Raw genomic sequence first — 12047 nt, 5'->3', positions numbered from 1 at the left:
ATGCACACACACAATAATTAAGATGCTGATGAAAAATAATTATCTTTTGATTTATATCATTCAAGCTAAAATTGAGATGCGAATATTATCAAAACCCATACATCCATACATCCATCCATACATCCATACATCCATACATCCATACATCCATACATCTTGAATAATTCCATTGAATAAAGGGCTAACTACATGAATATATTGTCAGAATTACTCAGAAAACTGATGCTTGATGAAAAAAAAAGTGATGAATAATAACCCGGTTAAGCACCCCACATTGATCGGAAGCATGTATGAAGGGGCCACCAAGAAAATACTGAAAAAAATAGACTTTTCACATCCTGATCTTAAGGTCGTATCAGGAATCATCACATCAGGTGATAATCACTCTGGACAGATCGATTGTATGGTCGTTATAGGTGAAGGAGAGAGAATTACAAATACTGATGACTTTTTTTATCCGATAGATAAAGTGATAGCAGTTTTTGAAATAAAGAAAAATTTGTTTTCACGTGAAATAGATAACGTTTATCAGCATTTGAATGCAGTCTTCCAATTATCTAAATTAGATTATCAGGTTAAGCAAGACGAGGGGGCTCTTAATTTTAACACTACCAGACCAGCTCAGGAGTTTGTTAATCTTTTTGGCGTGTGGCCTTGTCATTATGAAGAAAATGATAGTCTACCACTACATCAACGTGTAGTGTATCAAAGCCTGGTTAGAGACTGGCTCACTCCATTACGAATTGCGATTGGTTATAATGGTTTCAAAAGCGAAGACGCACTTCGAGCAAGCGTCCATAAGATTTATGAAAATAAAGAATTCCAACCCGGATATGGCATGCAAAATATGCCAAATTTGCTGATAAGTGATGGATACTCATTAATTAAAATGAATGGGATGCCTTATAAGGGATTTTGGAATGAAGAGCATGGATGGTGCTGGCTGGGTTCAAGTAATGCAAACCCAATTTTACTTATCATGGAGTTATTGTTTGACCGTGTGCAACTTTTATTGGGAATAAAACCTGACAGGGGAGACGATCAAAATGAGGAAGTTCTCTACCCTCTAATTTTGAGTAAACCAGTAGTTGAGAGTGAAAAGTTGGGATGGTACACATTCATTATACAGGCTCCCGTCCCTGAAAGACAGGTATCTCAAACACAATGGTCACCTATACGACTATCTCTTCTTGAAAAAGATCTTCTGGGTCTACTACATAAACATGGCCCGCTGGAGATAAAAGGTGATATACTCTGTGAATATAAATCCAAATATGACTTAGATAATGTTTTCGAAGCTATTCAGTCACTTTTAGATGCTCGGGTTGTTTTGGCTACTGATGAACAATTGTATATATGTTCCGGAAAATGGTCTGTAGCTAAAGTATGCGGTAGCTTTTATTGCGGTGATAATAGCGATGAAAGATTCGAGCATTGGGTCAAACTGAACACGACCCCACCTTGGCAGATGGGGAAAATTTACATAATCAGCCCTTCTCCTTATGGACCGCCAACGTTATCGACAGAAAAGGGTTTAAGCACTAAATGACATTAATGATTCGACGATAGCCTGCCAGGGCATTCAGAAATATGGTATAAAGAAACCAATGAGTCTTTCTTTCGCTCTTAAACTACTTCAAGAGAGGATCGAGTTTCGTCGCCGCAAATATGGTAAATTTCGAATATACATTAATATTGTTGGTATGTCTGAAAACATCCATGAGTGGCCAACGTGGAAAGTGTGTGACTAGTCCGCCAAGCAGAGTTTTCTGATACAAATTATAGGTCAATTTTTTTGTCGATGTCATCTATTGGATATAATGGATTGTTATCTCCATCAAAGAGATCATCCATATGGATTTGAGTGTCCAAGGCTCGCCATATAAGGCTTACAGGAGTCATCTGGTATTGATCACGTTCCAACCTATTTGCTTCTCGTAGTTTCGGAAACCATTTAAGTGGAGCCCCTACGATCCTTCCATCTGCCAGTTCGACCCAAACCATGGAATTATCAAAAGATACATTAACAGGGAATTCGAATGCATGCTGCGGTTCAGATAATAGTGTCATTTTTATACGGTCCGACTGCTTAACTGAAGCAGTAAAAGCTGAATTACTTCTGTTGCGTTCGACATTAGCACTTTCAAGCATATGCTGCAGTACGGTAAGTTGCGGACTGAGGCAATGCTCTTTCGTCGCACTGATAATGTTACGCTGGAAAGATCGCCAGCTGATTTCTTCTCTAATCGGGTCTGTAATCATCTGGCGCTCTTCACCTGTAGCGTTTCCCACCTCCTCAGAAAGTGCTTTAAGGGAGTCCATAGCAACGTCAGAATCAGCATAAAGAGTTAGTATCTCGCCACATGTTAACTTTCCCAACAACACCGCTCGTTCATATTCTTCTGCCAATCCCATGATTGTGCTATCAGATACATGATTGCTCCTGATCCAACTAACAATATTTTGTAGCGCAGCGACACGCTGAATAATGGCCATAGCCTGGCGGTTACAGTTTGTTAAGCGTTGAACTCGAGTAGTTAGAACATCGTCAACATTTACGATAGCGGACTCATCAATGATCTCCCTCAGCAGTTTTGAACGCTGGCTAAGGGTTGCTTCAATTCCTGAGTAAATCTTGAACGTTTCGTTATGCCCTTTAATGACATATTCAATAAGCTGTACGTATCGGTTACGGGTGACAACCACTTGATGAAGTGAGGTAAGGCGACTTTCCCAGTACCTTGTATAGGCAGTTTCGATACCGCTAGGGAAAACATCCAGTGGCGGTATTGCATCGCCTATTTTCCCGTGCTGGGCGGCAACCATCGTCTGAAGTTTATCTGTCGAAAGAGAATACAGATGCCAATTCATCAAATAAATCTAACTCTCATGAAATACCAGTTAACTAATACTGCTATCAACCTTCAAGTTTTTCCAGTATCGATTCAGTCGACATGTCAGTCCGTTCAAAAAAAACACTCTCCAGCGAGAGAGACAGATTGCTTCATATGCTACAAGCATATGTAAAAAGCCTTGTTTAATGCTGACTAATGAAGAAATACTTGATCACTGTATAAAACCAGAGTTTTCGTTGGGCCTATCCCCACTGACCCTGACCCAAAATCCTGTTCCATTCAGAAACAGAATTCCGGCATGATAAACACTCCCCTGAACGGAGGTGGTGCCGATGAAAAAGTCACGATTCACCGAAGAGCAGATTGTTTTTGCCCTGAAGCAGGCTGAACTGGGTACGTCAGTGCCGGACGTCTGTCGCAAGCTGGGCATTTCGGATGCCACTTTCTATACGTGGCGTAAAAAATACGGTGGTATTTCTCCTTCGGAGCTGAAGCATATGCGGCAACTGGAAGAGGAAAATCTGCGGCTGAAGAGGCTGGTTGCCGATCTGAGCCTCGACAAGGCGATGCTGCAGGACGTGCTGGCAAAAAAGAGCTGACGCTGGCACACCTGCGCGAATGGGTCAGGGATTTGCAAGCCCGCTACGGGGCCAGTGAGAGACAGGTCTGTTTTGCGCTGCGGGTCAGCCGCAGCTCGTTTCGATATCGTTCTGTGGCCGCCGACGACAGCGCACTGCGGCTACGCATCCGTGAGATAACCGAAACCCGGGTTCATTACGGGTACCGCCGGGTACACGTGATGCTCAGGCGGGAAGGCTGGCGCGATAATCACAAACGGATCTACCGGCTTTACAGCGAACAGGGGCTGTCACTGCGTCTCAAACGGCCACGCCGCAATAAATCGGCCCAGCGCCGACAACCGCAGCCTCAGGGTCTGTATCCGAATCACGTCTGGGGCATGGATTTTGTCTCTGATGCGTTGTTTGACGGGCGACGACTGCGCCTGCTGACGGTTATCGACCTGTACACCCGCGAATGCCTGGGGATCTGCGTGGGGCAGAATTTGCGTTCAACAGAAGTGGCAGAAATGCTGAACAGCATAGCGCTCAGACGTCCTTTACCTCAGTTGCTGAAAACCGATAATGGTTCTGAATTTGCAGGTAAAATGCTGGACAGATGGGTGTACGAAAGAGGCATCAGAATCGACTTCTCACGCCCGGGAACACCGACGGACAATGCGACGGTGGAGTCCTTCAACGGCAGGTTACGGCAGGAATGCCTGAACGAAAACTGGTTCATGTCCCTGGAGGATGCACGGTGCAAAATCGAGGCCTGGCGCATACACTATAACCAGAGACGTCCCCATTCTGCGCTGGGCTGGATGACGCCATCTGAATTTGCTGAAAAGTCTGCCGGTTGCCTGAATATGCAGCCAACATGAAGCCGGTTATTCCTGATTATGACTGGAGCATATTCGGGGTCAGGGTCATATGAAGACATTACTAACATCACGGTGTATTAATCAACGGGGAGCAGGTCAGGGCTGCATGGCGAGCGCTACAAAACGGGCTTTCTCTTCGGGAGTATAACGGCGGCGCTTTTGCTCGCCAGTGATCACTTCGATTCTTTGCACAGGACACTCCTTAAACATAGCTCTATGCCTATGTCTTACTGGTGAAGTGTCCGGTTTAAACGGGGGCTATTACAGGATACTAATAGCCCTTGTTAATTGCACAAAAAATCGGCTATGGCTATAGTGGTCTTTAAGGCTTACCTAGTATGGAGGAATGTAATGCCTCAATCTCAAAAAAATCGAGCTTGGAATCGTGGAGCAAGACTTGCAATCCTTTATAAGCAAATGAAAGTTAATCTCCTGAATCTTGATAAAATTTGCGTAACATTGGCAAAGAAAAATAGAATACCTACATGGATTGGCCATATGCCCTTGATTCTGGTTTTTGCCGGCACTCTAGCAGGGCTTTTGACAGTGGGTTTTGTGATCTCCGCATGCCTGATCTTTCTTTTATGTATCACCTTCATTGCAAAAAATGTCAGCTCGTCAGCTCCTGACGATGATGATTCAAGCACAGGCCCCGGTTACAGATATGGTAAAGATGGATATGGTTATTATACGGGTTCTGATGACATTACGTCTGAGAAACTAGATTAAGCGAGGCATTCACGCCTCGCTTAATATGCCATTATAAACGAACACTTTTTTTAACTGAATCTACAGCTGCTCCCCCGGTTTCTTGAGGTTTAGCAACCCCAGTTTTAAGTGCCCCAGAGATTACATCGCCTATTCTTACTCCCGCCCAAGATAATGCTCCTAACCAAACGGCAGGCAGTACAATAAACATCGCTCCCATAACCAGATTCATAATAAGGTCATCGGTACTGTTCTGCAGCCCTGCCATATTAAAGCGGCTGTGAGTGTCTGAACTGTACAACGCGGTTAACAACCAGCTGTCGAGCCAGCGCGCCAGTTCCCACAAGAATGTCAGGAAGTTAAGAGCAAATATCACAAAGGTCAGCGTAATAACGGTTTTGAATTCGTAGGCCGCAAATGCCAGGATCAGCGGCAGCATGACATATATTGCCATCAGCAGGATGGCCTGCACCATTGGCAGCGCCTGCCGCATCGCATCGAACGCCGGGAACGCGGCCAGACTGCCGAGGGCCGTACCGCCAATGGAGGCCACGCGCGCCGCGGCATTATCCAGGGTAAAATCGGCGTTGCCGCCATAGCCGGCATACACGTGACCATTCTGTGAGACCGTCAGGCTTTCCGGGCTGACCAGACGACGGATGACGGCTTCCTGATAGTCACTGTCGTTAAAGCCTGACATTTTCATTGCGGCCGAGATACGCAGCCACATATCGGGGTCGGCCTGGTCCTTCACCCGTGCTTTCAGTCCGGTGTCCGTACTGCTCCACCACTCGCTGCAGGTGGGATAGCCTCCTCTTCCTGTATTGGGCCGGCCGCTGTCCCGGCTGTCGGTCCACGGGAACGCAGCCCGGGGCAGTTTGGACTGCAACGAAGGATAATACCGGCTCAGGAATGTACTGCTGCCAATCCATTCGATATCACGCAGCGTGGTTTTGTCCTTTGTCTGGCCCTGATCCTGTTGCTTCCACAGATACAACGCAACCGAATAGCAGTCGTTGGTGAAGTCCTGCAGTTCCTGCGCCAGCGCTTTGTTGTCGATACGCGTATGCTGCACTTCAAAGCGGATCTGGCGCATGTCAGGGCGGCAGGGAATGGTCGCCACGGCTGCCTGGGTTACCCCTTTTGAGAGTTTATGAATCAGCACCCACCATACCGGTGCTGCAGCCGTCTGGCCGTTGAGACTGGTGACCACGCCGGCATAGCCGCTTTCATCCGGCGCTTTTGGCGTCCACACACCACAGCTCTTTGCCCGGGTTGTGTCGTACTGCATCGTACTGAGGCTGACATTAATCAGCGGTACGCAGCAGGCAATCATCACCAGGAAACCGGCATACAGCGCGTTCTCGATACGGGGCAACGACAGCATCCCCTTGTTGCCTTCATCCTCCCCCTCTTCGCGGACCCTGAGCCAAACCCCCACCACCTTAAACGCCAGCGGCAGGACAAAAAGCCCGGTACTCAGCAGGACATTCCACAGGCCGTTATTGATCACCCAGCCGAGCAGCGTGAGAAAATACTCAAGATAGCTGTTTGTCGTCATCTTCAGGCTCCCGGACCGGTAAACATCGCGTACTCACATAACGCGATAAAAAGTACACTGACCACACTGATGCGCAGCAGTGGTCGCCTGTACGACTCTTGCAAACCCGGCGCATGCCGGATTTTCAAGAGGCCCCACGCAACCAGCGCATACAGCGCCAGTCGCCATATCAGCCAGCCGTAGCGCGTCGACTGCATCCAGCTCCGGAATGCAGCAGCTTCAGTCGGATGTTTCATGGCGGTGTCAGCCACCATCAGTGAGACCACCATGAACAGCGCCATGCAGGCGAGGAAAATGCCGGCACGGGTCAGGACTTTCCTGACAGTCGTTTTTTTACGCATCCTTATTCCCTCATTCAGCCGACTGCGGCGCTGCCATCTGGTTGAAGCGACTGTCGGTATTGTCATCAGACTGGGTCTGCGGGTTGGTTTCGACGCGCTGGTTCTCCCTGTCGATAATGGTCAGCACCGAATTACGTGACAGTTCACGCTTCATCTCCATCTCGTTTTTCAGCGCCGCGATTTCCCGATCCAGCGCCTCAATACGCTGGCCGGCGGTATCAATGGCCTTTGGCTGAGCGGCAGCATTCGGCTCCGACATACCGGTAACCATCATGCGACGCATCAGCAGCGCCGTTTCCACCGTGTCAGACATGGCCAGCTCGCCTGCAAGGCGGGCGGTCAGGGCCGCGTTATCCGGATCACGCTGCAGGGCTTTAATCACGCCGGCCGTCACCGGCAGTCCGCCTGTTTTCAGCTTCGCCAGATTCGCGGCCGTGGGCTTTTCCGTACCGTTGACGAGCCTGACCAGCTGCTCAGCGTTGGCTTTGGTTGCCTCTTCCAGCAGTGGGGCAAAGCCGGTGCCGGCAACGGTCGTACCGGGCTGGTCATCCGCATCACCGCTGGTACATTCGCTCGCGTTGGCACAGGTGCGCATCGAACGATCGCCCAGCACCTTCACGGTCATGGCCGCCGCCTCTTCCGCGCTGCCGAATTTAGAGCATGCGCCACCGTTACAGCTGCTTTCGCCGACAGTCGAATTAGCGGTGACAGGCAGACCGTTCATCATGTTGTAGCCGGCAGCAACAAGGTCATGGGTGACACGGATGGCGGGCTGCCCCGCCCCCCCACGTTTCTGACCGCCAATCCAGTTATTGCCCGACGTGCCGGTGACTTTCCGCCCCGCCTCATCTGCACGAACCGCGTCAGTGTCTCCGCTGTTCACAACAGACTTGTATTCATCCATCATGGCCTGCTGCGTCCAGTTACTGCTGTCGCTGAAGTCCATCATCTTTTTCGCCATGTTCTGGCAGTTGAGCTGCGCCTTGTCGAATGACACATTGGCCTGAAGCACGCCGTTTGTGAGCATGTCATACAGACCGGGGTTGGCCCGCTGAATGACCATCGCCGGCAGACTGGCCACCGCGCCGGTGGCCCCCTGAATCACGTCGCCCATCAGGTTTTTAAAGCCTGATGTGACGCCGTTGAGCTGGTTGCCGACGGTGGTTTTCAGGTCAAAATTGCCGCACATCAGGTCACTGCTCCAGCCGGTATTCAGCCCCAGCTTCTGCATATTGCCGCGCGTGGCCGGCTGGGAAATGACCGAGCCGCCGCCGAGGGTGTAGAACAGTTTGTCTGACACCGCCCCATCCACGGACTTGCCGTAACCGATGGCGCTGTTGTTCACCTGCGGCAGGGACATGCCCAGGATGGTATTGTCATCATCGGCTGCGTGCGCGGCCGGGAGGACGTTCAGCAGGGAGCCGGTCAGCAGCAGGCTTACGCGAGCGGCTGAAAATGAAGGTGTTTTTTTCACGGTTTTCCTCATCAGATATCAGTGCTGCCCAGAAATGTCTGCCCGCGTCGTTTGCAGCAGCTGTAGGGCTGCCAGAACGCAAAGGCTTCGTTGTTGTCGCTCGCGGCGGTGTGGCTCCCGTCCGGGAAGACGGCACATGACTGTGTCATGTGGGGGGCCAGCCGCTGCCATTTGTGATTGCGTGTGCCGGTGTTTTCCTTAACCTCGCCCGGTGGCCAGTACCCGTCATGACGGTTGCCTTTGAGCACCTGATACACATGCGGCTGCCCGGCGCGGGTGATAATGTCTGCGACACGCTGTGCCACCACGGCAGAGGCTTTATCATCATCGGTCTGGCTGACAAACCCCGAACGGGGATAGACGTTGCCCCACATATTTGCTGCGGCCTGACTGCCGATTTCCCGCTGGCCGGGCACAAGCGCCTCCGGATAGAGGGACTCCGGCACGCCCGTGCGCCAGGCCGCCGAATCCAGCGTACTCAGGAAGTAAGGCATTAACGGGGTGGCTGCGGTATCACAGGAATAGCCCGGAATACTGCCGCCAATCAGGGAGGTGGCCGGGTGGCCAATCGCATCGGCATATTTGAAACGGACGGCAGACTTGCGCTGGCCGGGATTTTTCATGTCGGCCGGATTGGCTCCTCCGGCAGAAACACCGGAAAGCCCGCTGGTCACAGCACTCTCTAACCCGCCGGCGGTCTGGCTGACAAACGCCATTTCCTGCCACGGGTTGCCGCCCGGAGCGACATAGGTCGAAACGACTGTCTGAGGAATGAAGTGGGTGACTTTGACCGATGTGCGCACCTTGCAGCCAAAGGGGGTGCAGAACAGCCAGTAACAGATGCCACTCACACGCCAGCTGATACAGTTTTGCGACACGGCGCTGGCAATAATCTGCGCGGTGTTAAGTGCTGCAATAGCTGCCGGCGCGGTTGCCGTACCCAGTACCGTGGCAACCGCCAGCGAGCACACCGTGGTTCTGATGCGGGAAGGTTTTGTATTCACTGACCACCTCCCCGGTTACGCAGGGAAGTGGCCACGGCCACATCCGTGGTGCCGTACACCACATCGCGGTCATCAAATACCACAGCCGGCACTTTTTTGATGCCCAGCTCCCAGGCCCGGACCACCTGCCGATAAGAATCGTTTAGTTGCAGCTGTTTTTGTTGCCAGGCAGGAGACGTCATAATCTGCCTGACCTGTGCTTCGGCCTGCTGCGGGTCTGCAGGCAATTCCCCGAACATGTCGGCCTGCAGCCGGTCAGGACCATCAAGAAGGACCACCGGCACGTCCGGCGGCAGATTTGTCGGCAGATGTTGACTGTCGGTGAAGAAGACCGTGCCGGCCAGTGCGAATGCCGGCAGCAGAGCCGGCAGGAAAACAAGAGGGGTCAGTTTCATGAATCGGGACTCCGTCAGACTGAATCGTCTGTCAGCGTGCCCGCGGCCGTTCATAAAAGCCGCAATAAACTCATTTTCAGAACTCAAAAATTAATCTGCAAGTTTAGAATTTTCCTTTCCCACTGCTTTACCTGTTCTGACTGACCGCTGCGTGCCCAAGCCGTGTGAAAACTGTTTTGGTCGCTTAATCTGAGAAAAACGGGGCTGAAAACTACGCTCATACGTAAAATTTGGCTCAGCTAAACAGTCGAGTAATTACAGATTTTGCGTAGGTGCGCGAACTTCAGTTTTGGGTTAGGGCCCATAGCGCAGTCGGACTGACGGCTCGGTCTGAGGAGGATCCGGGGGCGGACTAAACCGGGCAGTGGCTGAAGTTTTGATGATCAGCAGCAGGCACTTTGGAATGCCCCCGCTTCCGCAGACAGTATCTGTCCTCACGGTGAGGCCTTTTCGAAGGCCTCCGGACTGACGCCTTCCAGGTGACTGTTAAACCCGTGGCGATTCATCCTTTTTGACTTACGCAGCATACACCAGATGGCTGATGCAGAGTTCATGGCAGGGATAATATGTTTAACCTGATAGAGGATCGTAATCCCGGTGAAGTAATACCCATCAAATCATTTATGAAATGTCCGCGCCTCGTGCGGGATGAAAATAAAGTTTAATACTAACTAACGGCAAAAGCCGCCTGGATCGGTGTTTTTTTGTTCGAAAAAGGAGGGGTTATCATCCTAAACCAGAGGCCGGGCGCACCTGCCGGTCGGATCCGTAGAAATAAAGTTTCATACTTAGCGATTAGAAAGCCTTAAAGGCATACTGGTACGCCAACGCTTGGAACTACTTAACCTGCTGTTATGGCGCAGTCAAGCTCCTGGCTGCCGACAATGTTAAACGTTTTCAGACCGCCCCTAAATGTAAAATCAACCATCGCTAAATCTGTTAGGAAGAAGCCCTTGAATCAATCACACAAAGGCTGCTGTAACCCCAGCAGCCATGTTTGCGGCAAATAATCTGAGAGCTCCCGCCCTAGAAATCAGGCGGCTCTCGATCTGAATGCCCACGATTTGCACGGCATCCACCACAGCCTTTTCAAAGACAGTGCACGTCCCTACGGGCTGCGGGGCATCGCTTGGTTGTGCAGGATAGGCTAGTGCCACTAGGTTGCATCCAGTAGCCTTGGAGAAGGCCAGGGCTTCGTAGATGTCAGCTTCACTGATGCGAAGCTGTCCCTTCTCCACGTGGCCCTTGTACTTGGCATCCAGCAGCATCCTGGGCCTTGTTCCATCGAGCTCAATTACACAGTCTGGGTACACTGAAAGCTTGCTCACAGCACCGGTAATCATCCTGATCTTAGTGCCTAAGGGATAGCCCTGTTGGGGCACTACGGCACTGCGACCAAAGCCCAATCGTGCGGCCACCGTTAACAGATCTTCCCACACGCGCCAGGTATTCACTAAGTAACCAGGTGCATGGGCCTGTCCCTGCTTGTAGTTAAGCCCCAGGCCTCCGAGCACATCGATAGACAGCTCATGCAGTGGCTTCCACGCTCGGTGCCGTGCAGGAATGGGGTTTCGACGGTTAGCAGCAACGTTCTGAGGCGAAAGGTCCTCAATCAAACGCACCAGCGAACTTGCGGCTGAAGGGTCACTTACTTCAGGGAGTAACTCCCTGGCCGCTGCCACGATATCCCCGTTCCAACCGTTCTTGCGATCAAAGCGAATGAGCTCTTGCTCAAAGCCATCAGGTGAAGGAAAGATGAGATCCACCGGATCAGGATCCCCATCGATGAAGAAGTCTGCTTCACGCACACTACGATAACTGCGCAGTGGCCGACGTTTACGGGCCTCGTACATGCTCGTGATGGAACGAGCTACTAGCGTAGACAAATCCCTTGGGGTACCACCTGATGCCGATAAGCGTTCGGAAGCCAAGAGCCGCCCATGACGTGAAAGCGTGGAGAGGAAAAAGAAATCTTCGCGCCACGCTGCATCTGTGTCGTCGAGTCCCAAAAACTTGGGAGCAACTTCCAGTTCCAGTGAAGGTGCCAGGCGAATGAGGCCCGCAAAATCGATGGCACGTGTGCCCTTGGCATCCACACTGATAGGGTTGTAGCTAAGCCTTAAGCTCGACGCAATCCGGCTCCCAGCCTCCAATAAAAGGCTGTTGGCCTTCGTGCGATCCACCCCAATCGCTTCAGCAATCGCACGGCTCAGGTCAACGGGTGTACCGTACTCAATAAGGGACAGCCGTGTTCGGGGGTTCACCACG

The 12047-nt window shown here is 51.1% G+C and carries 10 protein-coding genes; 3 read left to right on the top strand and 7 right to left on the bottom strand.

The window, feature by feature from the left end:
• The first annotated feature begins 229 nt into the window (after positions 1-229).
• Positions 230-1549 carry a DUF6602 domain-containing protein gene (locus tag HV314_RS04580; RefSeq protein ID WP_181547447.1) on the top strand — a complete coding sequence of 440 codons (1320 nt, stop codon included), beginning with the start codon at positions 230-232 and terminating at the stop codon, positions 1547-1549.
• A 230-nt stretch (positions 1550-1779) separates the two neighbouring features.
• Here the strand turns inward: HV314_RS04580 and HV314_RS04575 are convergent, their stop codons facing one another.
• Positions 1780-2871, bottom strand: coding sequence for a DUF2442 domain-containing protein (locus HV314_RS04575; protein WP_061301080.1), 1092 nt, complete (start codon positions 2869-2871; stop codon positions 1780-1782).
• A 316-nt stretch (positions 2872-3187) separates the two neighbouring features.
• On the opposite strand from HV314_RS04575, the gene HV314_RS04570 reads away from it, so the two are divergent.
• A protein-coding gene (locus HV314_RS04570) for an IS3 family transposase (RefSeq protein ID WP_100214960.1) occupies positions 3188-4296 on the top strand; the annotation gives its coding sequence in 2 pieces (ribosomal slippage) (positions 3188-3449 and positions 3449-4296; 1110 coding nt in all).
• A 351-nt stretch (positions 4297-4647) separates the two neighbouring features.
• The gene (locus tag HV314_RS04565; protein ID WP_181547445.1) at positions 4648-5025 is read left to right on the top strand and encodes a hypothetical protein; all 378 of its coding nucleotides are present in this window, start codon (positions 4648-4650) and stop codon (positions 5023-5025) included.
• A gap of 31 nt (positions 5026-5056) precedes the next feature.
• Here the strand turns inward: HV314_RS04565 and HV314_RS04560 are convergent, their stop codons facing one another.
• The 6 genes from HV314_RS04560 to HV314_RS04535 all read right to left on the bottom strand — a co-directional run bounded on the left by HV314_RS04560 (position 5057) and on the right by HV314_RS04535 (position 12046).
• Positions 5057-6565, bottom strand: a complete 1509-nt coding sequence (locus tag HV314_RS04560) for a conjugal transfer protein TraG N-terminal domain-containing protein (RefSeq protein WP_181547443.1) — start codon at positions 6563-6565, stop codon at positions 5057-5059.
• A 2-nt stretch (positions 6566-6567) separates the two neighbouring features.
• Positions 6568-6906, bottom strand: a complete 339-nt coding sequence (locus tag HV314_RS04555) for a hypothetical protein (RefSeq protein WP_016808244.1) — start codon at positions 6904-6906, stop codon at positions 6568-6570.
• Between the two features lie 10 nt (positions 6907-6916).
• A complete protein-coding gene (locus HV314_RS04550; protein WP_016808245.1) occupies positions 6917-8392 on the bottom strand; it encodes an integrating conjugative element protein in 1476 nt (491 codons plus the stop codon).
• Entirely contained in the window at positions 8392-9384 is a 993-nt protein-coding gene (locus HV314_RS04545) for a TIGR03756 family integrating conjugative element protein (protein ID WP_016808246.1), read from the bottom strand. The genes HV314_RS04550 and HV314_RS04545 overlap by 1 nt, the downstream gene beginning before the upstream one ends.
• The gene (locus HV314_RS04540) at positions 9381-9779 is read right to left on the bottom strand and encodes a TIGR03757 family integrating conjugative element protein (protein WP_016808247.1); all 399 of its coding nucleotides are present in this window, start codon (positions 9777-9779) and stop codon (positions 9381-9383) included. The genes HV314_RS04545 and HV314_RS04540 overlap by 4 nt, the downstream gene beginning before the upstream one ends.
• A 962-nt stretch (positions 9780-10741) precedes the next feature.
• On the bottom strand, positions 10742-12046 hold the full coding sequence (locus HV314_RS04535) for a 5-methylcytosine restriction system specificity protein McrC (protein WP_016808248.1): 1305 nt from the start codon (positions 12044-12046) through the stop codon (positions 10742-10744).
• Between the last annotated feature and the right edge of the window lies 1 nt (position 12047).

It is taken from the genome of Citrobacter sp. RHBSTW-00887 (genome assembly GCF_013728095.1).
In the GTDB taxonomy this organism is placed as follows: Bacteria; Pseudomonadota; Gammaproteobacteria; order Enterobacterales; family Enterobacteriaceae; genus Citrobacter; species Citrobacter braakii.
Note: the sequence above shows the minus strand (reverse complement) of the source record. Positions and strands in the feature narration are given on the sequence as shown.